Origin of the sequence: Sphingobium sp. B2D3A (assembly GCF_025961795.1) — a bacterium.
In the GTDB taxonomy this organism is placed as follows: Bacteria; Pseudomonadota; Alphaproteobacteria; order Sphingomonadales; family Sphingomonadaceae; genus Sphingobium.
On record NZ_JAOQOI010000001.1, the window covers coordinates 3,069,130 to 3,090,893 of the forward strand.

General features: G+C 64.4%; 24 protein-coding genes. 15 read left to right on the top strand and 9 right to left on the bottom strand.

Going from position 1 to position 21,764, the window contains the following annotated elements; all coding sequences use genetic code 11:
• The first annotated feature begins 12 nt into the window (after positions 1–12).
• Positions 13–900 carry an MBL fold metallo-hydrolase gene (locus M2337_RS14260; protein WP_264570785.1) on the top strand — a complete coding sequence of 296 codons (888 nt, stop codon included), beginning with the start codon at positions 13–15 and terminating at the stop codon, positions 898–900.
• A 15-nt stretch (positions 901–915) separates the two neighbouring features.
• Here the strand turns inward: M2337_RS14260 and M2337_RS14265 are convergent, their stop codons facing one another.
• The gene (locus M2337_RS14265) at positions 916–1,206 is read right to left on the bottom strand and encodes a YciI family protein (RefSeq protein ID WP_181560117.1); all 291 of its coding nucleotides are present in this window, start codon (positions 1,204–1,206) and stop codon (positions 916–918) included.
• Positions 1,206–2,414, bottom strand: a complete 1,209-nt coding sequence (locus M2337_RS14270) for an aromatic ring-hydroxylating dioxygenase subunit alpha (RefSeq protein WP_264570786.1) — start codon at positions 2,412–2,414, stop codon at positions 1,206–1,208. The genes M2337_RS14265 and M2337_RS14270 overlap by 1 nt, the downstream gene beginning before the upstream one ends.
• Positions 2,415–2,603: 189 nt before the next feature.
• Here M2337_RS14270 and M2337_RS14275 point away from each other — a divergent pair, with 189 nt between their 5' ends.
• Positions 2,604–2,897 carry a hypothetical protein gene (locus M2337_RS14275; protein ID WP_181560119.1) on the top strand — a complete coding sequence of 98 codons (294 nt, stop codon included), beginning with the start codon at positions 2,604–2,606 and terminating at the stop codon, positions 2,895–2,897.
• A 54-nt stretch (positions 2,898–2,951) separates the two neighbouring features.
• Positions 2,952–3,545 carry a hypothetical protein gene (locus M2337_RS14280; protein ID WP_264570787.1) on the top strand — a complete coding sequence of 198 codons (594 nt, stop codon included), beginning with the start codon at positions 2,952–2,954 and terminating at the stop codon, positions 3,543–3,545.
• Between the two features lie 36 nt (positions 3,546–3,581).
• On the opposite strand, the gene M2337_RS14285 is transcribed toward M2337_RS14280, so the two are convergent.
• A complete protein-coding gene (locus M2337_RS14285) occupies positions 3,582–4,574 on the bottom strand; it encodes a protocatechuate 3,4-dioxygenase (protein ID WP_264570788.1) in 993 nt (330 codons plus the stop codon).
• 198 nt (positions 4,575–4,772) lie between these two features.
• Here M2337_RS14285 and M2337_RS14290 point away from each other — a divergent pair, with 198 nt between their 5' ends.
• The 9 genes from M2337_RS14290 (at position 4,773) to M2337_RS14330 (ending at position 13,219) form a co-directional block, all read left to right on the top strand.
• Positions 4,773–6,008: an acyl-CoA dehydrogenase family protein gene (locus M2337_RS14290; RefSeq protein ID WP_264570789.1), complete on the top strand. Its 1,236-nt coding sequence runs from the start codon at positions 4,773–4,775 to the stop codon at positions 6,006–6,008.
• Positions 6,009–6,046: 38 nt separating this feature from the next.
• Positions 6,047–6,496 (top strand): hypothetical protein, encoded by a 450-nt coding sequence (locus M2337_RS14295; RefSeq protein WP_264570790.1) that lies wholly within the window; start codon positions 6,047–6,049, stop codon positions 6,494–6,496.
• Between the two features lie 41 nt (positions 6,497–6,537).
• Positions 6,538–6,741 carry a hypothetical protein gene (locus tag M2337_RS14300; RefSeq protein ID WP_264570791.1) on the top strand — a complete coding sequence of 68 codons (204 nt, stop codon included), beginning with the start codon at positions 6,538–6,540 and terminating at the stop codon, positions 6,739–6,741.
• Positions 6,742–6,771: 30 nt separating this feature from the next.
• The gene (locus M2337_RS14305) at positions 6,772–8,178 is read left to right on the top strand and encodes an MFS transporter (RefSeq protein ID WP_264570792.1); all 1,407 of its coding nucleotides are present in this window, start codon (positions 6,772–6,774) and stop codon (positions 8,176–8,178) included.
• An 80-nt stretch (positions 8,179–8,258) separates the two neighbouring features.
• On the top strand, positions 8,259–9,065 hold the full coding sequence (locus M2337_RS14310; protein WP_264570793.1) for an amidohydrolase family protein: 807 nt from the start codon (positions 8,259–8,261) through the stop codon (positions 9,063–9,065).
• A 55-nt stretch (positions 9,066–9,120) separates the two neighbouring features.
• Positions 9,121–10,290, top strand: a complete 1,170-nt coding sequence (locus tag M2337_RS14315) for a WD40/YVTN/BNR-like repeat-containing protein (protein ID WP_264570794.1) — start codon at positions 9,121–9,123, stop codon at positions 10,288–10,290.
• A gap of 183 nt (positions 10,291–10,473) precedes the next feature.
• Positions 10,474–11,334 carry an amidohydrolase family protein gene (locus M2337_RS14320; protein WP_264570795.1) on the top strand — a complete coding sequence of 287 codons (861 nt, stop codon included), beginning with the start codon at positions 10,474–10,476 and terminating at the stop codon, positions 11,332–11,334.
• A 38-nt stretch (positions 11,335–11,372) separates the two neighbouring features.
• Entirely contained in the window at positions 11,373–12,479 is a 1,107-nt protein-coding gene (locus M2337_RS14325; RefSeq protein WP_264570796.1) for a zinc-dependent alcohol dehydrogenase, read from the top strand.
• Positions 12,480–12,574: 95 nt separating this feature from the next.
• A complete protein-coding gene (locus tag M2337_RS14330; protein ID WP_220128545.1) occupies positions 12,575–13,219 on the top strand; it encodes a GntR family transcriptional regulator in 645 nt (214 codons plus the stop codon).
• A gap of 13 nt (positions 13,220–13,232) precedes the next feature.
• Here M2337_RS14330 and M2337_RS14335 read toward each other — a convergent pair whose 3' ends face one another.
• Genes M2337_RS14335 through M2337_RS14345 form a run of 3 tightly spaced genes read right to left on the bottom strand, consistent with a single transcriptional unit; the run spans position 13,233 to position 15,570 of the window.
• Positions 13,233–13,892, bottom strand: coding sequence for an RraA family protein (locus tag M2337_RS14335; RefSeq protein ID WP_264570797.1), 660 nt, complete (start codon positions 13,890–13,892; stop codon positions 13,233–13,235).
• Positions 13,889–14,563: an RraA family protein gene (locus M2337_RS14340; protein WP_264570798.1), complete on the bottom strand. Its 675-nt coding sequence runs from the start codon at positions 14,561–14,563 to the stop codon at positions 13,889–13,891. Before M2337_RS14340 ends, M2337_RS14335 begins: the two co-directional genes overlap by 4 nt.
• Positions 14,560–15,570: an amidohydrolase family protein gene (locus M2337_RS14345; RefSeq protein WP_264570799.1), complete on the bottom strand. Its 1,011-nt coding sequence runs from the start codon at positions 15,568–15,570 to the stop codon at positions 14,560–14,562. The genes M2337_RS14340 and M2337_RS14345 overlap by 4 nt, the downstream gene beginning before the upstream one ends.
• Positions 15,571–15,804: 234 nt before the next feature.
• Between M2337_RS14345 and M2337_RS14350 the strand changes: the two genes are divergently transcribed.
• Complete coding sequence (locus M2337_RS14350; protein ID WP_181560131.1) at positions 15,805–16,473, top strand: GntR family transcriptional regulator; 669 nt, start codon at positions 15,805–15,807, stop codon at positions 16,471–16,473.
• 40 nt (positions 16,474–16,513) lie between these two features.
• Here the strand turns inward: M2337_RS14350 and M2337_RS14355 are convergent, their stop codons facing one another.
• The 3 genes from M2337_RS14355 to M2337_RS14365 are packed head-to-tail and all read right to left on the bottom strand — an operon-like array spanning position 16,514 to position 20,327.
• Positions 16,514–17,413 carry a formylglycine-generating enzyme family protein gene (locus tag M2337_RS14355; protein ID WP_264572275.1) on the bottom strand — a complete coding sequence of 300 codons (900 nt, stop codon included), beginning with the start codon at positions 17,411–17,413 and terminating at the stop codon, positions 16,514–16,516.
• Positions 17,414–17,463: 50 nt separating this feature from the next.
• Positions 17,464–19,572, bottom strand: a complete 2,109-nt coding sequence (locus M2337_RS14360) for a PQQ-dependent dehydrogenase, methanol/ethanol family (protein WP_264572276.1) — start codon at positions 19,570–19,572, stop codon at positions 17,464–17,466.
• Between the two features lie 53 nt (positions 19,573–19,625).
• The gene (locus M2337_RS14365; RefSeq protein ID WP_264570800.1) at positions 19,626–20,327 is read right to left on the bottom strand and encodes a nuclear transport factor 2 family protein; all 702 of its coding nucleotides are present in this window, start codon (positions 20,325–20,327) and stop codon (positions 19,626–19,628) included.
• A gap of 143 nt (positions 20,328–20,470) precedes the next feature.
• Here M2337_RS14365 and M2337_RS14370 point away from each other — a divergent pair, with 143 nt between their 5' ends.
• Complete coding sequence (locus M2337_RS14370) at positions 20,471–21,373, top strand: LysR family transcriptional regulator (RefSeq protein ID WP_264570801.1); 903 nt, start codon at positions 20,471–20,473, stop codon at positions 21,371–21,373.
• Positions 21,374–21,478: 105 nt separating this feature from the next.
• Positions 21,479–21,664 (top strand): hypothetical protein, encoded by a 186-nt coding sequence (locus M2337_RS14375; RefSeq protein ID WP_181560134.1) that lies wholly within the window; start codon positions 21,479–21,481, stop codon positions 21,662–21,664.
• The last annotated feature ends 100 nt before the right edge of the window (positions 21,665–21,764 follow it).

The window sequence follows — 21,764 nt, forward strand, 5'->3', positions numbered from 1 at the left end:
TTAGGATTTCTCATGACGCCGCAGACTCTGGGCCGGATGACGATCAGTCGCGTCATGGAAATGGAGGCGGCCATGCCGCTGGCGATGATCTTCCCGCAGGTGACGGCGGATGATCTCGCCGGCCTTGCGCAATGGTACCGCGATGACAGCCTGACCGGCGACCCGGCGACCTCCCTCGTCACGCTCAGCATGCACAGCTTCGTCGTCCAGCTCGATGGCCAGAACATCCTGATCGACAGCTGTAACGGCAATTGCAAGGCGCGCAGCGTGCCCGACATCCACATGCTCGACACGCCCTATCTCGAGAATCTGTCGAAGCTCGGCCTGCGCCCGCAGGATATTCACATGGTGCTCTGCACCCATCTTCACATGGACCATGTCGGCTGGAACACACGGCTGGAGAATGGCCGTTGGGTGCCGACCTTCCCCAATGCGCGCTACATCTTCGGCAAGCGCGATTATGATCATTGGTCAACCCAGCAGGATATTCCGCCCCATCGCGAGGCCTATGAGGATTCGGTCCTGCCGGTGGTGGAAGCCGGACTGGCCGATATCGTCGATACCGACGATCCCCGCGCGGCGTTCAAGGAGATCGGCGATGGCGTGTGGCTGGAGCCCGCCTATGGTCACTCGCCGGGCAGTTGCCTTGTCCACGCGCAGGGCGGCGGCGCGGCGGCGACATTCTGGGGCGATGTGATCCACCACCCCGTCCAGCTCCTGCGGCCCGACCTGCAGCTGATGTTCGATGACGACGGCAACGCCGCCGCGCAGGTGCGCCAGTCGCTGCTCGCACGGCTGGCGGATACCGACACTTTATGCTGCCCCGCGCATTTCAGGGGCAATTCCGTCGGTCATGTTCGCAGTGATGGCGACGCCTATCGCTACGATTTCGTCGGCTGATCGGCCTGTCGCCGGCTAGGCCGTAGGCGGTTTCATCGCGGCGATCCGGAACCGCCGGACCGAGACCAGTTCCAGCACGCCCGCCGCGACATAGGGGTCGGCCTGAGCCGCCGCCTGCGCGGCGTCGAGATCGGCAGCCTCGATGATGACGACGCTGCCGATGGGGCGCTCATCCTCGTCCAGCAGGGGGCCGGTCAGCGGCATGGCTGGCCCGAACCCCTTGCGATAGGCGATATGCTCGGGCCGCTTGGCCTCGCGAAGCTCGGCGGCGCCAAGCTCGCGATACTCGACCAGAAAATGCGCCATCAGGCTGCTGCGCCCACCGGCTGGAGATCATCGCCGAGCGGCTGGATGTCCTGCCACTTCTGCGTCGATTCGAAGTTGAAGGTCTCGGCCGTGATCTGACCCCAGTCGAACTGGCCCTGATCGGCTTCCGGCATCTCTCCGGTCTCCGCCAGCCGCCGCGCCGCCTTCAACATCATGCGCCGGAACGCCACGACAGCCATGTCCGAGCGCCCGAGATGCTCTTTCGAGCGGTCGGCGATCTTGCCCATCGTCTCGCTCACGGCATGATCCTGCAACGCCACACCGACAATGCCGGACATGTTCTGGTTGCGCATCATCTCGCGATCCTGATTGTACCAGACCGACATGCCGTTGGTCTTGAAGAACTGTTCGTCATGCGGCGTGTTCGCCTCGCCCATGCGGTGCTCGCGGTCAATGGTCTGGCCGGGATCGTAGAAGAACTGGATGTGCCAGGTGGTGTAGTCGTCACGCGGCACGAAGGCATTGACCAGCCGGCGATTGCGGCGGAATTCCGGCGCCTTGGGGCCATCGGGCGGAATGAAGGTGTAGAAGGGCAGCGGCACCTGCGTCATGCGGCCCTGCTTCTGCTCGCCATCGTTGCGGACGGCGCAATAGCGCATGCCGTAGCGGGTATATTCGATCTCAAGCTTGGGCCGCAGATCCTTCTCGTGCGGCCATTTCGCCGGCTGATCCCACGCGCTGTCGCGGTGCAGGATGCCCGCATGCGAGCTGTCGACCGCGCCTTCCAGCGCCTGCGCGTAGTTGCACTCGTAGATGACCTTGAAGGCCTCGCAGCTGCCCGGCGGCATATCGAACCAGGGGAAGTGCGGGAAGACCGGCTCCTTCTCCTTCGGCCCCATATAGGTCCACACCATGCCGCCCGCGACGCGCGTGGGATAGGCCTTGACCCGCATTGCCTTGGCCAGCTTGGAATTTTCCGGCTCGGCCGGCGTGTCCACGCACTGACCGGTCACATCGAACTTCCAGCCATGGAACAGGCAGCGCAGGCCGCACTCACCGTTCACGCCCAACGCCAGCGAGCTGCCGCGATGCGGGCAATGCTCATCCAGCAGGCCGATCCGCCCCTCGCTATCCATGAAGGCGACCAGCTCTTCGCCGAGCAGCTTGATGCGCACCGGCTTGCCGTCTGCCTGCAACTCCTGAGTCAGCAGGGCCGGCATCCAGAAGCGGCGCATCAACTCACCCATCGGCGTGCCGGGACCGATCCTGCAAAGGAGCTCGTTATCTTCGTGAGAGAGCATTTGACGCACCTGACATTGTTAGACAATAAGATATAAATATCGTGGCTCGCTCGAAAAGTCACTACCCAAAAGTTGCCGGCAGGCGCGCCGGCCCGATAAGGCGGAGCAGCCGCCGCACTGAACTGGAGATACTGCGTGGACCTGGACGATATTCTGCCGGTGGAGAACTTCTCGGACCTGACGATCCAGACGCTGGCCGACCGGCTACAGCGCAGCAGTGGCGCCGAACAATGCATCTACCGCGAGAGCGAGCTGGACGAACTCTGGCGGCTGATCGACATCGCCCTCAAGGCCGGCGGCGACACGCATTATGATTCCGAGCAGCTTCATCATCTGCGCGATCTGGTCCACCGCGCCCATGATCTGGTCGGCATGGAAGACCGCCCCCGGGAGGCGGCGGAAGTGCTGCGGGAAGCGTTGCTGCGGTAGAACGCCGCACCGCCAGGCCGGGAACGGCCAGCTGGCCTTGCGGGTTCTTTGGCCATGAACAGCGCCAAACTCATCCTCCTAATTCCCGCCTTCTCGCTCGCGGCCTGCGGCGGGGCGCCGCCGAGAGAAAATCAGACCATCGATCCTTCCAACGCGGGCAGCCCGGCAGCGATCAACGCGGGAGGTCCAACCGAGCCTCCGGTCGCCGAAGAAGCAGGTGCGGCTAGCAACCGCGCCGCTGCGCCCGACTTCACCCCGCCGGTGCTCACACCGGAAGCGGAACGCACCGTGAAAGGCGCGCGCAACGTGCTGATCTCCTTCGCGCGCGCGATCGAGCAGCGCGCGTTCGATCAGGCCTGGGCGTTGCTCGCGCCAGCGGACAAGGAAAAGTGGAGTAAGAGCGCGTTCGCGGCGCTCTTTGCCGACCTCTCCAATATCATGGTCGCAATGCCGGACGGCACGATGGAGGGCGCGGCGGGCTCCAGCTACTACACGGCGCCCGTCGCGATCACCGGCAAGGATCGCGATGGGCGACCAGTGCGCATGGAAGGCGAAGCCGTGCTGCGGCGGGTCAATGATGTGGATGGCGCGACGCCAGCGCAATTACGCTGGCATTTCCAAAGCCTGACGCTCGACTGGACGCACTGAGGCTAGGCGGGCGGCGCCGGCCGCCCTCGCCCGGGGTTACTTCCAGTAAACGAACCCCATCGCATTGCCCGTCCCGGCCTCGCTGCGATAGCAGGGCACATAATCGAGCACATGGCCCTCCAGCCCAAGCTGCGCCATCGCGCCGGCCACCGGCACCCAGTTCTTCATCTCGGACGTGCCATCGCGGAACGTCTCTTCGCCCATGTTGAAGACCGGATCGAAATTCTTGCTTTCCAGTGCGTTGAGAAACGTCTTGTCCACCGTTTCGTCAATGACGAAATGGGTCAGACCGCCACTGGCGATCAGCGCGACGCGCTTGTCGCTGTCCCAGCCGCGGATCGCTTCCAGCAGGGACTGGCCGAACTTGTAGCAGCGCCGCACGCCCGGCTGGTTGGGTGGGAAGAAGGTGTTCACCGTCACCATCACGCTCGGGCAGGGTCGGTCGCGCATGATGCGGCGATAGACGAACCCCCAGGCGTGGGGCGCCTCCGGGCGGGGCATGGCAGACATCGCGGCGACGTCGAACTCATCCGCCATTGCCTGCTCGATGATCTTGAGCGCCAGGTCCGGGCAGCCCGGATAATCCGCGCCGCCAGCGGGAATATAACCCTTGAGCGATGGGGCGATGCCCGGCGGCAGTTCGCTCAGCCGCTCCGGCGTAAACTCGTAATTGGTGATCGTGTCGCCATAATGCACCGCGAAGGCAGGGTTGAGCGTCTTGCGAAAGATTTCGTCCTGATCGTTGCCGACGATCACGGCCACGTCCACCCGCGCCTCCTCGAAAAGGTCGGCCAGCGCCTCGATATTCTGCTGGCAGCGCGCCTGCCGCTCGTCCCACACGGATTTGACAGTCTGCTCGCCCAGCCGCTCCCCGGCCCGTGCTTCCACTAGCTCATCGAAGGTCCAAGTGCCGCCCTTCCACGCATGCTTGTTGGCCTTGTCGGCGGGCACGCGCAGGCCCCAGCTCTCGGTTTCGGTGACCAGCATTGGGCCATGGCTCGTGCCGATACCAAGAACGATCTCTGCCATGCTCTGCTCTCCTGCCGATGCTCTTTTGTGGTCGTTGCACGGACGGGCAACGTGGGGTGTTGATGTCCGCCTCATTATCGGATACCTATTTGTATAACAATCCTGCATCGCGGGTCAATCGCGGGCAGAAGGGGCTGCGGCGCTCAATGAGCCGACGGAAGCCCCGAAGATGAACGCAATGGAGGAAGGATGACGAACATGGCGAGCCAGGCAAACGCGGACGTTGCGACGTTGGATATTGCGGGCCGTTACCCGATCGTCGAATCCAGTGCGGATGCGATTGCGCGCATTCGGGCGCTGCTCCCGCAGATCGCGGCGGCGGATGCCGAGTCGGAGAGCGCTCGGCGCCTCTCCCCGCATGTGGTCGATGCCATTCGCCAGACGGGCCTGTTCGGAATCGTCATGCCGCGGAACCTTGGCGGATCGGAGCTGGGCTTTGCCGATCTGGTGCGTGTCACGGCGGAGATCGGCACTATGTCAGGCTCGGCGGCGTGGATTTTCGGCGTACTGGCTGGGCATAGCTGGCTCATCAACCTGTTCCCCGAGCAGGCGCAGCGCGAGGTGATGGACGATCCCACCACGCTCATCGGCACCGTCTTCCGTCTCGGTGGCGAGGTCGTGGAGGAAAATGGCGGCTACCGGCTGACCGGTGGCGCCGGGCGCTTCTGCTCCGGCATCGATTATGCGAGCTGGGTGATCATCGGCAACGTCGTCAAGAAGGCCGATGGCCGCATGGAGCCGCGCTTCTTCGTCCTGCCCAAGTCCGAGATCGAAATCGTCGACGACTGGTTCACCATGGGCATGCGCGCGACGGGCAGCCGCTCGATCAAGATCGACAGCGCCTTCATCCCTGCCCATCGCAGTTGCAGCCTGGCCGACATGCTGGCCGGTTCCACCCCAGGTGCGCGGGTGCATGAGGGTGCGGTTTACCGCATGCCGTTCTCCAACATCGCGCCCTTCTCCATCGTCGGCGCGCCACTCGGCATGGCGCGGGGCATGGTGCAGCGCTTTGCGGCGGATATCGGCAAGCGCCTGGACGGTGCCGATCCGCTGGAAGTCGCCGAGCAATCCGCCACCTTTGCCCGCATCGCGGAGATTGGCGCCGAGGTCGACGCTGCCCTGGCGTTGATCCTCGAGGATGCCCGCATGGTCGATGAGGCCCGCGACCCCGCCGAGATCACGCCGCTTCTGGGCGCGCAAATCTCGCGCAACTGGGCGTGGGGCGTGCAGCGCGCACGCCATGCTGCGAACCGGATCTTCGAGGCATCGGGCGGCAGCGCCATCTATGATGGCAGCGCCATGCAGCGCTTGTTCCGCGACATGAACTCCGGCGCGCAGCACTTCGCCTTCACCTGGGATCGGGCGATGACCGGCTATGGCCGCGCCGCCGCCGGACTCAAGGCTGGGGCTTTCGCCATTCCCAAGGGGAAGTGAGTCACGAGGGGCTGACGGAAATCAGGGGAGGACGCGGCATGAGGAGCGTGATCGAAAAATACGGTGTCGTCTTCTGCCGCTATTATCTCGGCGGCTTCAACCTCGTTTCCGGCCTCAACTACTTCATCCTCTTCTGGCCCCAGCCCAAGATGGGCGCGGCGGCCGGCAATGCGTTCGTGCTCGCCGCCACCGATCTCAACCTGTTCACCTATGCCAAGATCATCGAGCTGACCGCCGGCGCCTGCCTGCTGCTCAACCGCTTCGTACCGCTTGCGCTGACGCTTCTGATGCCGGTGACGCTGATGATCTTCCTCACCAATGTCCCGTGGGTACCCCTGCCCCACATCCAGCTCTCGGTGACGCGCAATCTGGTCATGCACCTCATCTTGCTCGCGGCTTATGCCAACTACTTCCTGCCGCTGCTCAAGGCGAAGACCGCGCCGCAGCCGATCTGGAAGCGGCCCTCCCGGCTGATGCGGGCACTTTAAGCAGGGATCGACAGGCGAATTAAGCAGGGATCGACAGGCGAATGGCGAACTTCAGCTTCAAACTCGACGGCCAAGTCGACATGATGAGCCTCAATCCACTCGAAATGACAAATTTTGAGATGGTCGGCGCGCTCTTCGGCATTATGGGCATATTGATCACCCTGTACCTCAGCCGAAAGGCCGCCGCCCGGCAACGCCCCCATGAGTTCATTCCGCAAGAAACAGACGAAGACGCCAGCGGCTAGCCGGCCACTGCGCGAGCGGACAGACCGGGCTTGAAGCGGTTTCTGTCCCTGAAGAGTCGCGGCGCGATCCTCATTGCGTCGACCGCCATGTTCATGGTCCAGCTCGATGCGTCCGTGCTGGCAGTCGCGATCCCGGAGATTTCCACCGACTTTGGCCTGCCTGCCATCGAACTCAGCCTCGCCATCACCATCTACCTCACCATGCAGATTGCGCTGCTGCCGATCAGCGGATGGGCGGCCGAGCGCTTTGGCCCGAAGACCGTGTTCATGATCGCGACGGCGGGCTTTGCCTTCTTCTCCATCTGCTGTGCCGCCGCCCCCTCCTTCTGGCCGTTCATTGCCGCGCGCGCCCTGCAGGGGGCGACGGCCTCGCTGATGACCCCGGTGGCCCGGCTGCTGCTGTTACGGCAGACCAGCAAGGAGGAACTGGTCGATGCGATGGCGATCGTGGCGATGCCCATGCTCATCGCGCCGACGCTCGGTCCCTCGATTGGCGGATTCATCGTGCAATATGCGCGCTGGGAATTCATCTTCCTGCTGAACATCCCCGTCACCATTGCTCTGCTGCTCGCAGCATGGCGCACCATTCCGGCCAGCCCGCCCGATGCCTCTAGACGACTGGACATGGTCGGCGCCGCGCTGCTGGGCGGATCGCTCGTCTGCCTGCTCACCGGCTTCGACCGGCTGGCCAGCGGCGTCGGTCGCCCCTTGCCCTGGATGTTGCTCGCGGTCGGCACGGTCCTGTGCCTTGCCGGACTGAAGCATATTCGCACCCATCCGGACCCGGTGCTGAAGCTCGATGCCCTCAAGGATCCGAGCTTCCGGACGACGGTGATCGGCGCGGGCGCCATCGTCCGCATCCCGGCGCGCGCGATGCTCTTCGGCCTGCCGCTCATGTTCCAGATGGCCTATGGCTTCACGCCCATTCTGGCCGGCGTCATGCTCATGGCGCTCAATGGCGGCGATCTGCTTGCCAAGCTGTTCATTCGCCCCCTGTTCGACCGCTTCGGCTTCTCGGGACCGGTGATGCTTTCGAGCTTCGCAGGGCTGGCCGCGATCGCCGTGGTCGCCCTGGCCGATCAAGGCCCCTGGCTCGCTGCCCTGATCTTCGTGGCGCTGCTCGTCGCCGGACTGGCCCGCTCCGTGCTGTTTACCGGCATGACCTCGCTGACCTATGTCAGTCTGGACAAGGACACGATGACGCAGGGCAATGTGCTCGCCAGCATTTCCATGCAATTGTTCGCAGCGCTGGCGGTCTCGCTCACGGCGCTGCTGCTTGGCCTCCTGACGCAATTTACCGGCCATGCGGAGCCGGGGCTGATGGAGTATCGCGGCGCCATGCTGGCCGTCGCGCTGATCGGGTTCGTCGCGACCCTCCTCATGCGTCGGCGCATCCCGCGCCATTTGAGCCAGCTCGCCGTGCGGGATGAGGACTAAGCCGACGGCTAGAATCGCCTAACATTTTACGCTAACGATATCGGCCCACCCCCGGCGATGACAGCCTGTGAGGATATGCCGTGCTCCTGATCGATGCCCATTGCCACGTCTCGCCCCTGTGGTTCGAGCCGGTCGAAACCCTGCTCTTCCAGATGGACCGCCACAATGTCGCGCAGGCGGTGCTGACGCAGATCCTTGGGCAGTTTGACAATCGCTATCAGCGCGATTGCGTTGCGCGCTATCCGGATCGCTTCGTCAGCGTCGGCGCCATCGATCCCGCGGCGCCCGATGCGGTGCACCAACTTGGGATGCTGGCGGATGACGGTGCGGCCGGCCTACGCCTGCGGCCCGATGCCCGCAGCCCCGGTGACGACCCGCTCGCCATCTGGCGGGCTGCGGAGCGGCACGGCCTTGTCATCAGTTGCGGCGGGCCGAGCGCGCAGTTTGTATCGCCCGCGTTCGCCGATCTCATCGGCAGCGTCCCGAATTTGCCGATCATGCTGGAGCATCTGGCCGGCTGGGTCAGACCCGATTGCGACCGAAAGCCCGAAACCTGGACGGCACTGCTCGCGCTCGCGCGCTTCCCCAATATCACGGTCAAGATTCCCGCGCTGGGGCAGTTGATTGCCCGACCCGTCGGTCAGCCTCTGCCTGCATCCGGGCCTGTGCTCGACCCGGCGGGCGGCGCACCGCTGATCGAGCTGCTGGACGCCTTCGGGCCAGACCGGCTGATGTGGGGCAGCGACTTCCCCGTCGTCTCCTCGCGCGAGGGCTATGCCAATGCGCTCGGCTGGACGCGCGATGTGTTCGAGCAGCACCGCCCCGCCAGTGTCGCGGCAATCTTCGGTGGCAATGCCGGTAGAATATTCTTCCAGCGCAAGGCTTGAAGACTGGAATAGATTGTTATACAAAACGATATATTCTATTGCTGGAGCACATCCCATGGCAGAGGCTGCCAAATCCACGATCATCTGCATTTCCGCGAACGGAAAGACGAGCTCCGCCAGCCAAAGCGCCGCAAACCGGATGCTGATCGCCACCGCGGACGGCGTGGTGGATTTTCGCCGGGACAATCTTGATGCGCCTTGGACCCGGCAGCCCGATATGCTGCTCCCCGGCCATCATGTCAGCGCGCTCGTCTATGACGAGGTGACGGACATGCTGTTCGCCGGCCTGCATTATGAGGGCGGCCTGATGGTCAGTTCTGACCATGGCAAGAGCTGGGAAGCGCGCAATAACGGCCTGCAATCCGGCCATGTCTACAGCCTGCTCGTGCAGCATGATGGCGACCGGACGATCCTCAATGTCGGCACCGAGCCGGTGATGTTCTACCGCAGCTTCGATCTGGGGCAGAGCTGGACGGCTTATCCCGGCTGCACGCAGGTCGAGGGCACCGAGCACTGGTTTTTCCCTCGCTCCCAGCCCCATGTGAAGCATATCGCTGCGCATCCGTCCGAGCCGGAGACGATCTACATCTGCGTGGAGCAGGGCGACCTGCTGCGCACCGAAGATGGCGGGGAAAGCTGGACGTCGCTCAACTCCATGGAGCGCCCGGACGACAAGTTCCGCCGCGACCAGCACCGGGTGACCTTCTATCGCGACAACGCCGCCGAGATTTTCCTCACCACCGGCATCGGCCTGTATCATACGGCGGACCGTGGCGAGACCTGGGAGCGCCTGACCGACACCAGCCACCCCTGCGCCTATCCGGACCCGCTGTTCGTGCATCCCCGCAAGGAGCTGATGTTCATGGTCGGCGCCGGCATGAACCCCAATCCCAATTGGGGCGCGGAAGGCACGGCTTATCCCAAGTTCATGATCAGCACGGACCATGGCAAGACCTGGCGGACTAGCATGGTCGGCATGGCCGATCCGATCGCCGGCAATCTGGAAGTCGCGGCGATGCACGATTCTGCCGAGGGCGGCGTGGAGCTCTTCGCCGGCTCCGCCTGCGGGGAACTCTACGCAAGCCGGGACGAGGCGCAGAGCTGGCAGCGCATTGCCGACGGGCTTCCGGCGATGTCCAAGGGGCCGCACTTCCGCCACTTCCTGCCGCCGGATGAACGCGCGGCTTATGAAGAAAAGCTGCGCGCGCTCAACGCGTTCGCCTGAGCAAGAACGGTCGATCGTCAGCGGGCGACAGACCCGCTGGCGGCTTTCAAGGGGGGAATGGTCTTGGACAGGCTTCAATCGTCGGCTTCGCGCATTGAATGCGCTCGGATGTGGCGGCCTGATCAAGATGCGGCGGCGCGCAGCGCCGGTCCCTCGTCTCACTGACGGGTGCAATTTTCGCTCATGATCGACTGCCACGCCCATCTTGTCTCCGACGACAAGGTCACCTACCCGCCGGCACCGCCGGGCGGTCTGCTGCCCCCGATGGCGTTCGACAATCTCATGACGGCCGAGACGCTGCTGGAGGAGATGGACAAGTCCGGCGTCGAGCGGGCCGTGCTCGTGCAGCGCGGATCAATCTACGGGTTCGACAGTCGCTATGTTTGCGACAGCGCCGCGCGCTATCCGCAACGCTTCGCCGCCGTCTGCTCCATTGATGCCACGCAGGCGGATTGTGGGGAGGCCGTGCGATATTGGGTCGGCGAGCATGGCGCCGTCGGCATTCGGCTGATGGAACTCATCAAGGGCTCGGACATCGGTTGGCTCGACTCCCCGGTGGCACGCAATGCCTGGCAAGCCGCCGCCACGCTCGACGTGCCGGTCTGCGTCCATTTCTTCCCGTGGAACCGCGACATCGGGCTGGCGCATCTGGAGCGGATATTGCGCGAAGTGCCGGGCCTGACGGTGGTCATCGACCATCTCAGCTCCATTCAGAGCGATGCCGGCGGCCCGGACCATGGCATCGATGATCGGCTGCGGTCGATCGCGCAGTTCGGCAATGTCGTCGTCAAGTTCACGACCATTCCGCTGGGGCGGCTGGACAAGGCGGGGATCGACCCCTGCCCCGTCATCGAGCGCGTGTGCGATCTGTTCAGCGCGGAGCGGATGATCTGGGGATCGGACATCACCCAATCGCCCGGCAGCTATGATTATATGGCCGCACTTGGTCGCGCAGCGGTACGCAATCTCACAGCCGCGCAACAGGAGATGATCCTGGGCGGGACGGCGATGCGCGTTTACGGCAAGAGCTGGGGCCGGGCCTGAGCGCAACGGGCCTTCGCGACGAGAATTGGAGGGGAATGATGGAGTCCGTGTCTCGTGCTGCCGTGAAGGTCGATATCGAACGATCTGAAATCAGAGAATTTCCGTTCCCGCCCCTCGGCGACAATGATGGCCTGCTGAAAGTCGAGGCCTCGGGCGTCGGCGGCAGTGACCCCGAAATGTATCGGCGGGAAAACACGGCGCCCTGCATCATGGGCCATGAGAATGTCGGCACCGTCGCCCGCATCGGCGGCGCTGCGGCACAGCGCTGGGGCCTGCGCGCCGGCGACCGCATCGCCCTGCACGAGTATCTCCCCTGCTGGCATTGCCACTGGTGTCGCCAGGGCGATTTCCGCCTGTGCATGGAGGCCGACTTCTTCAACGTGAAGGATCGGTTCAACACCCTGCGCTACGGCACGTGCAATGCGGACATTCCGCCGCATCTGTGGGGTGGTTTCTCGGAATATATGTATCTTGCGCCCAATGCCGTCATCCACAAGATTCCGGCGGACATGGACGCCCGGCTGGCGACCCTCGCGGTGCCGCTCGGCAATGGCGTGCAATGGGCGGTGCTGGATGGCGGCGCGGGACTGGGCAAGACCGTGCTGGTCTTCGGCCCCGGCCAGCAGGGCCTGAGTTGCGCATTGGCCGCCAAGCAGGCGGGCGCGCTCACCGTCATCATCGCCGGCATGACGCGCGACCGCGCCCGGCTGGATCTCTCGCTCAGCCTCGGTGCCGATATCGCCGTGGACGTGCAGCAGGAGGATCTTGCCGCAGTGGTCATGCGGGCGACCGGCGGCATGGGCGTGGATGTGGTGGTGGATACCACTGGCGACCCCGATGGAAAGATTGCCGAGCAGGCGATAGCGTTGTCGGCCAAGGGCGCCTGGCTCAGCCTCAATGGCCTCAGCGCCTCGGTGCCGCTGGGCGAGATCAAGAAGCGCTATCTCACCGTGCGCGCACCACGGGGCCATAACTATCGCGCGGTGCAGATGGCGCTCGACATTCTTGCCAGCGGCAAGTGGCCGGCGGAAAAACTGTGCAGCCACGATTTTCCGCTGGAGCAGGTGCATGAGGCGATCCTCGCCACCGCCGGGCGCGGGATCGAGGGGGCCATTCACGTCACCGTCTCCCCGCGCAAGAGGTGATCGCAGCCCCCTCCCCGCCTCCCGCCCTGCCTATTGCCTCGCCCGCCAAAATCCTCTTCCATGGCGCACTGCCACCAGCCGCAAGGAGCACATATTTGGCCACGCAGATCGACATGGGGGACTCCCTGCCCAATGTGGTGGCGGATGAACTGCGGGCGCTGATCGTGCGGGGCACGTTGCTGCCGGGCGAACATCTCGGACAGACCCAGCTTGCCGACCGGTTCGGGCGCAGCAAGGTGCCCATTCGCGAGGCGCTCAAGCTGCTGGCGGCAGAAGGCTTCCTGCGCCACGACCATAACAGGGGCTATTTCGTGGCGCCGCTGGAGCTGGAGGAAGCCCGCCAGCTCTACAAGCTGCGCCGGTGGCTGGAAGCGGAACTGCTCGCCACGGCGGTCTGGCCGACCGACGCGCAAATCGCCGAATTCCGCCGCCAGTTCGATGCGCTGGATGCCATGGATCAGGTGAGCGATTTCACCAATTGGGCGCTGGCGCTGGAAAATCTGCGCCTCGCCCTGTTCGCTTTATCGCCCGAGCGCATCCTGCTGCGCGAAGCGACCCGGCTCTGGCGGCTGACCGACCGCTATCGCTCGCTCATGCCGCGTACGATGGGCGAGAGCCCCGAGCGCAAGCTGATCGACGCCTTGGCCGCGCGGGACCGCGACGCGCTGCTCGCCGATTATATGCAAGCCCGCGCCAAGATCGAAGGTGCGCTGGAGCAGGTCTTCCAGCACGGCCGCTAGGGCCAATCGACATTCAGCCCTGCACGCGTGTCTGAAGGCTGTGATATTTGAACTGCGCGCGGGCCTCATCGAGGCGCATGCCGGTGCGGCAGGCGGCGCGGATGCTCTCTTCGGCGGCGTGGATCTCCTCGGCGGCGGCGAGGACGGCGGCTTCATGCGCCTGCGGGATAACGATCACGCCATCCGGGTCGCCGCGCAAGATATCGCCGGGGGCGACGCGGGCGCCGCCGATATTGACCGGGCAGTTGGTGACCTCGACCTGCACCCGGTCCTTGCCGGTGCGCATCCAGTGGCCCTTGCTGAAGACGGGATAACCGAGCGCGCGGCAGAGTGAGACATCGCGGCTGATGCCGTCGATGACGGTGCCGGCAAGACCGCGGCGGTGGGCGATCTCGGTGAGGATATCGCCCCAGATGGTGGCATCCTCGCGCCCGCCATTGTCGATGACGACGACATGGCCGGGGGGGACATCATCGATATAATCGCCGACGGTGCCAGGCGGCGTCGAGGCGGGACCGCAGAGCATGGTGTAGGCGCGGCCGGCCATGCGGAAATCCGGGTCGCGCCCGGCGATCTGGTAGCATTGGCCGACAATGCCGAGCCGGTCGAGCGCGTCGCTGAGTGTTGCGGTGTCGAGCGCGGCGGCGCGGGTAACGTTGCTGTCGTCGGTCATTGGGGATCGCCCTTGAGCATATATTCGTAGTTTGCGCCGAGCACGGCGCTGGCACTTTCGCCGGTGGCGAGGCGGCGGGTCATCTCGCCCTCGCGGCGGACGATATCCTCGGCGGCATCGAGCACGCGGGCGATGTCGGCCGGCGCGATGAACACGGCCGCGCTGGAATCGCAGATGACATAGAAGCCCGGTTCGACGGTGAAGTCGCCGACTGTGACGGGAACGTCGGTGGCATCCTCGTAGACGCGATTGCGGGCCGTGCGGGCGGTGTAGCCGCGGCAGAAGACCGGAACGCCGATCTCGCGGGCTTCATCGACATCGCGAGCCAGACCCTCGCAGATCACCCCGGCCACGCCCTTGTGCTGGGCGCCGCGCGACAGGATGCCACCCCAGCAGCCGGCGTCGATGCCGGTGCGCTGCTCGACCACGATCACATCATCCGGGCCGCTGGCATCGATGGCGGCGGCACCCAGATGCACCGGCGGGCGATCGGCAGGCGCGTTGCCAGCCTTGAGCTTCACGGTGTGGACGCGCCCGGCGATGCGGCGGCCCGGCGAGGCGGAGCGCAGGCCGGTCACGCAGCCGGCCAGGCCCAGCTTGTCGAGCGTGTCAGACACCGCGCACGCATCCAGCTGGCGCAGCCGCGCGACATGGGGATCGCCCGCGCTCATGCTGGCCGCAGGTCCAGCTTGAAGAGGCGCGCGGCGTTGCCGAACATGATCTGGTCCTTCTCCGCCTGGCTCAGCCAGTCGAAGCCGGTGATGAACGGGGCAATGTCATCCAGCGTCTTGCCAGTCGCGGGGTCGACGGCAGAGCCGACGCCGGGGCATTCCGCGCCGAACAGGCAATTGTCGGCGCCGACGGTCTTGATCAACAGCCGCAGCGCTTCCTCGGAATAGAGCACGGTATCATAATAGATGTGCCGCATCTTATCGAGGAACTCCTCGCCCTTGCGCAGGCCGGACGCCCGGAAGCGACCGACATGATAGGGGATCGCGCCGCCGCCATGGCTGCAGACGATCTTGAGGCTAGGAAAGTCCTTGAACACATCGCTCTCGAGCAGGCCATAGACGGCCATCGTCTCTTCCAGCAGGAAGTTGAGCGTATAGGGCGCGCGGCGGCTGCGCGATCCGGCGGAGTGGATGTGCGCCGGCACGTCCAGCTCGCACAGCTTCTCATACAGCGGATACCAATAACGGTCGCCCATCGCCGGCGGCTCGGTGCCGCTGTTCTCATAGGGATCGGGGTTGAGCAGGCAGCCCTTGAAGCCCAGCGTTTTCACACAGCGCTCAAGCTCGGGCAGAACGTTCTCGATCGGCTCGCCAGCCACTTGCGGCAGGCCGCAGATGGGCGCGAAGCGGTCCGGCAAAAGCTGGCACTGGCGGGCGATGATGTTGTTGGTGGCTTCGGTAAACCAGTGGACCAGAAAACCCGGCTTTTCCGAATGCATCATCTGGAACGGGCGCGGGCTGAGCAGCTGGTAGTTGGTGCCGACCCGGTCGAGCATGTCGAGATGGCCGCAGGGCGCCATCTCCTTCTTGTTGGTGTAGGCGAGAATTTCCTCATCCGTGAGGTCGGGGAACTTCTTGCCGTGTTCGCCGCGATGCGAGAGCAGCATCGACTTGTAAATCCACAGTTCCGCCGGCGCACTCACATGGCCATGACAATCGACAATCATCGCAAAATCCCCACCCGCAGCTGGTTATCAGATCATAGGTATACATTTTTGTATACCTATCCTGAATTTCCGGTCAAGCGGGTGGAGGGTGTTTGTCGGCCAAAAGCCTCGCGCGACCGGCCCGGGATTCCTAGCGCGTGAAAATGTCTACATTTTTGTGAGACACCACGCTAGGGATGCCCGGAACGACCATAATTTCAAGGCCGCTGGCTCTTCGGCCAACCAGGAATGCCCATGATGCAGGAAACAGTGAAATCCGAACGCGGAGTTCCCGCCAAGATCGCCAATGAGCTGCGGCTGCTCATCGCCCGCGGCACGCTGGCACCCGGGATGCGGCTGGGGCAGACCGAACTGGCCGAGCAATTCAATGCCAGCCGCGTGCCCGTGCGCGAGGCGCTCAAGCTGCTGAGCTCGGAAGGCATCATCGAGCACGACCCCAACCGGGGCTTCTTCGTCACCCGGCTTTCCCGCGATGAGGCCGAGCAACTGTTTGCCCTGCGCCATCTGGTCGAGGACGAATTGCTCAAATCCGTCGACTGGCCGGACGCCGAAGAGCTTGCCGAACTCGAACGTCGCGAACAGCGCCTCGAAGAGCTGCTCGACGAAGGCGACCGCACGAGTTGGTGGAACGAGCATCGTGAATTCCACACGATGATCTTCAACCTCTCGCCCAAGAAGACCATCGTGCGCGAGGCCATCCGCCTGTGGGCATTGACCGATCGCTACCGCGCCCTCCTGCCGCTGCCGCGCCGGAACAGCGAAGAGCGCAAGGTGGTGGACAAGCGCGAGCTGCTGAACGCCATCCGCCAACAGGACAGCAAGAAACTGCTCGCCGCCCGCCGCACCCGCCGCGAATCCTTTGAGCGAATGCTGCTGGAAACGCTGGAAGCACGCGGGCTCTAAAGCCAACCCACCTGCCACGCTCAGCTCTAGCGGGCGATCCTCACGCGTCGCGGGCGCAGCGAAACCCGATATGCGATGTGGAGGTATCCACCGTCTGCGGATAGCGCGCGGCGGGGCGATAGCGCTGGCAATAATTGGGCGCGCACAGATGCGATCCGCCCTTGAGCACGCGGCGGGGAAAGCCGCTATAGGGATCACGGCTGGCATCCTCGCTGGCGCCCCGCGGATTATGCGGCGCGCAACAGGGCTTGGTCGGCGCGTCGTGCCGATCGACATACCAGTCGCTCGTCCACTCCCACACATTGCCGATCATGTCCCAGAGGCCATAGCCATTGGCCGCATAGCTGCGCACCGGCGAGGTACGAAGATAGCCGTCCGAAAGATCATTTTGGTGCGGGAAATCGCCCTGCCAGGTGTTAGCCAGCATGGCCCCGCCGGGGTGCAGTTCTTCGCCCCAGGCGAAGGCCTTGCGATCCAGCCCGCCCCGCGCGGCGAATTCCCATTCCGCTTCCGTCGGCAGGCGCTTGCCTGCCCAGGCCGCATAGGCCTCCGCATCGGCACAGGCGATGTGGACGACGGGATGATCCGCTAGCCCGTCGATGGAACTCTGCGGCCCCCAGGGATGACGCCAGTCTGTCCCGAACGAGAATGTCCACCACCCCATTGGATCGTGCAGCGGCACGGGGGTCGGCGGCGGCGTGAACAGGGATGAGCCGGCCTTCAGCATCGCGGGATCGGCACCGGGATAGTCGGCAGCGTCGGGCACCGTTTCGGCCACCGTCACATGGCCCGTCGCTTCCACAAACCGCGCGAACTGCGCATTGGTGACCGGCGTTTCATCGATCCAGAAAGCATCGACAGAGGCCGGATGCGCGGGGCCCTCATCGGGATAATGGTCGTCCGACCCCATCCAGAACTGCCCGCCCGCCACACGGATCATGCCGTCCTTCATCTCTGGCGCACTCATCATGCCACCCTGCGCCTGATCGGTCATCGCGTCTGCTTGCGTCCTTCCTGAGTCTCAATCCGTCGGTCCTCGAGACTGCGGCGGACGAGATAAGCGTCAATGGCGTCGACCTGTGCCGGCGTGAGCTGGCCTGCGAAGCTGGGCATGCCCATCTCCGCCAGCGCGCCGCCCAGAACGACCTGCGAAAAACCCTTCGTGCCGAGCAATCCCGTCCGGCGCAAGTCCGGATAGGCACCGGCGCTCACCGCCCCGCTGCCATGACAGCGCAGGCAGAAGCGACCGAACAGTCCGTCGCCCTGTGCGATTTGCGCCGGCGTGCCCTTGTCCACCACATCGGGGAACGGCAGCGGCTCAGCCGGCGTGAAGGCAGGGAGCTTCGCCGCCCCATCCAGTTTGAACACCAGAAGCCTGTTAGGGCCGATGGTCTTGCCGGCCTTGAGCGCCATCACCCCGCCGGTGAGTGGCCAGCCGCCGCCCCAGCCGGCCATGACCGCGATATATTGCACCCCGTCCAGCCGATAGCTGATCGGCGGCGCGACGATGCCAGTCTGCGCATCGAACGACCAGAGCTGCTTGCCGCTCTCGTCATCATAGGCGACCAGCCGCCCCTGCGCATTACCGCCGAAGACGAGGCCGCCCGCCGTCGCCAGCACGCCGCCATTGAAGGGCGCCGCTTCCTCGCTTGTCCAACGCGGTTTGCGGGCGATCGGGTCCCAGGCGATCAGCCGCGCCTTCATGCTGTCATACAGCGCCTTGCGGTCCGCCGCGCTCATGGCACCGCCGCCGCTCATCGCAACGCCGGACGTATAGGCGCCGATCACCTGCGCCTCCTGAGGGTTGGGGCCGAACGGCATGCCCACATCCTGCGCCGGAATGTAGACCAGCCCCGTGCGCGGGCTGAAGGCCATGGGCGGCCAGTTATGCCCGCCGCCCGAGCTGGGGAACTGGAAATGCGGCTTGCCGGTGCGGTAATAGCGTGCTTCCGGAACAATGTCCGGACGGCCACTCTTGGGATCGATGCTCTTCGTCCAATTCTGCGGCACATAAGCGGTGGCATTCAGGAACTCGCCGGTCGCGCGGTCGAGGATATAGAAGAAGCCGTTTTTGGGCGCCTGCATCAGCACTTTGCGCAGCTTGCCATCGATCTCCATGTCCGCCAGCACGATATTCTGGGTTGCGGTATAATCCCAGGCATCGCCCGGAACCTGCTGGAAATGCCAGACATATTCTCCGGTCGAGGCGCGCAGCGCGACGATGGAAGACAAGAACAGATTATCCCCCTTCCCGTCCGAGCGCATCTGATGATTCCACGGCGAGCCATTGCCCGTGCCGATGTAGATGAGGTCCAGCGCGGGATCATATTCGATCGCATCCCACACCGTGCCGCCACCGCCATAGCGCCACCATTGCCCTGCCCAGCTTCCCTGCGCCTTGGCCAGCACCGCGTCGGACGCGGCGTTGTCCTTCGTACCGGGTTTGCCGGGGACGGTGTAGAAGCGCCAGGCCAGCTTGCCGGTCGCGGCATCATAGGCACTCACATAGCCGCGCACGCCAAACTCGGCGCCGCCATTGCCGATGACGACATTGCCCTTGATGAAGCGCGGCGCCCCGGTGATCGTGTAATTCACGGCGAAGGGGCCGGACTGGTCGATCGTCTGCGTTTCCCAGACCGGCTTGCCGCTTTTGGCATCCAGGGCGATCAGGCGCCCGTCAAGCGCGCCGACATAAACCCGGCCCTGCGCCACCGCGACACCGCGCGAGACCGGCCCGCAGCAGGAGCGCGCAGATGCCGCGCGGACTTGTGGATCGTAGGTCCACAAGCCCTTGCCGGTGCGCGCATCGATGGCGGAGACGACATCATAGGCGCTGACCACATAAAGCACGCCATCGACCATGATCGGGGTCGCTTCCTGCCCGCGATCCGTCTCCAGATCGAACGACCAGGCAAGGCCCAGCCGCGATACGCTCTCGCGATCGATCTGATCCAGTTCGGCAAAGCGCTGCGCCGTCTCGGTGCGGCCATGCAGCGGCCACTCGCCATCGCCGCCGGCCTGACCATCGTCTGCGGCATCACGGCAGGCCGAAGGGAGGAAAAGCAGCAGCGCGGCCAGCGCCATCATGCGCCTGAACATCAAACCCACGATTAAAATTCCCTCTCCCTCGGCCCACTGCCACCCGTCGCCCGCTATGCGGTTCGTTCCGCGTCCGCCAGCGCCCGGCCGAGCACGGGATGCGCGAAGTGCATCGCCAGTTCCTGCCGATAAGGCCATGTCTGCCGCTGATTGTCGACCAGTTCATCCGGGCCGAGCGGGTCGTCCGGAAAGGTCTTCGTCAGCGGCTGGAGATGCGCGATGGTCTTGTACCAGCCCGCATCATAATCCGCCTGCCATTGCACGACATAATCGAGCCGCTTGATCTTCCAGACGCCGTCCTCGCGCACATAATCATTCTCGTACATGCCGGCTTCGTAGAACTGGTCGGGCAGGCCTTCCGGGCGATAGTCGCGGCTCTCATGATTGCCGCCGAGCAGCAGCGCGCGAAACCGGCCCTTGGCGGTGCGGCGATCCGGCGCGACGGTGATGATGTCCTGCATCTGGAAATGATCGAGCAGGAAGCCATAGACTGGGCCGGGGCGCCCTTGCGTGAAGAACTGGCGAAACCAGTCGCCATAGAGCCGCCGCGCACCCACCTTGCCGCGATAGATGCCGGAGAGAAAGATGATCTCGGCATCGTCGGAGAACAGCTCGGCCAGTTCGTCCGAACGGTTATAATCGGTATAATAGCCATAGGCATTATGAAGCCGGCGGATTGCATTGAGATCCTCCAGCATCCCGATCCGCTCGGTCAGGGCCTTTACATCGCTGCGCAGCGCTTCGATCTCGCTCATAATCCTGCTCCTGATTGCTCTTTTGCTCTGTGCGGGCCGCCAGGGTGGATGCCGGGTTGCCTCATCCGCCAAGGCATCGGTTGCTCCCGATTGCAAAGCAACGGCCCGGTCCGCTATCAGTTATAAGGGAGGGGCTATCGCTTATGGCATTCACGATCCGGCAGTTGGAGATTTTCGTCGAAGCGGCGAAGGACGAGAATTTCCGTATCACGGCGGATCGCCTCGGGATCAGCCAGCCCTCGATCAGCAATCATATCAAGGCGCTGGAGCAGAAAGCCGGCGCTCGCCTGTTCGATCGTCAGCGCGGATCGACAGCGCGCCTCTCCGCTCTGGGCCGCGATTTGCTGGATCAGGCGCGGTTGCTGCTGCGTGAGGCGAACAAGGTTCAGTTGGGCGCCACGGCCGGCAGTGCGCAGAGCTATGTGCTGCGGGTCGCCGCCGGCCCTTATCTTATCGATCAATGGATCAGGCCGTGCCTGCCGGATTATTACGCGCGCGGCCAGGTGCCGAATGTCGAGCTGATCCTCTCCGCGCCGGGCGAAGAAATGCTCTCCATGCTCCGCAGCGGCAAGGTGGACGTCGCCTTCTTCACCGGCCGGCCACCGGTCGCCCCGGATCTTACCATCGAGACACTCCGGCGCGTGACCAGCAGCCTCTTCGGTACGTCCGCGCTGGTCGAGGCGGTGGGGAGCGATCCTGCCAGGATCAGCGCCGCCCCGATGATCATGATGCCGGACAACACACCGCATAACGACTGGCTGATCAACGCGCTGGCCGATGCGTGCATCTACCCTTCCAATGTCGTCGCGCGACCGCAATTCACCGATGTCGCGATGGGGCTGGCGCTCAATGGGACGGGCCTTGCCATGCTGTTCGATGAGGAAGCCGCACCTGCCACCACGCGCGGACAACTCCATCGCGTCCCGGTCGATTTCGAGCCGGGCTATCGCCTGATGCTCTCGCGCAAGGGGTTCGACGATGCCCGCGGGCGTCTGGCCATCGATCATCTCCGGCGCACGCTGCAGGCCGGACGCGCCGCCAACTGAGGGTACCGGCAGACGCCTGTCCTCTTCACTCCGGCGCATCTCAATGGCGCGGCACGGAACGCTCCGCGCTCTTGCTCATTGTGCTAGCGATCAAGGAGACCGCACATGATGAAAACTTTGCTCGCCGGCGCGGCGATTGGTTATTTCGGCAAGAAGCTCTATGATGAAGGCAAGCTCGATCCCTATATCGCGCGCGCCAAAAGCACGCTCGCCGAGCTTTCCCCAGAACAGGCGGACACGCGCGCCCCGCGCGGCGTGGGTCAGGACGAACAGCCCAATATGGCATTCTGAACGGGGTCGCGGGCGCGAGCTGGCTACCACCTTCGAATGAGAGGCACGAAAAAAGGGGCGCGGTCATTCCGCGCCCCTTTCGTTTTCAGCTTAGACGCGT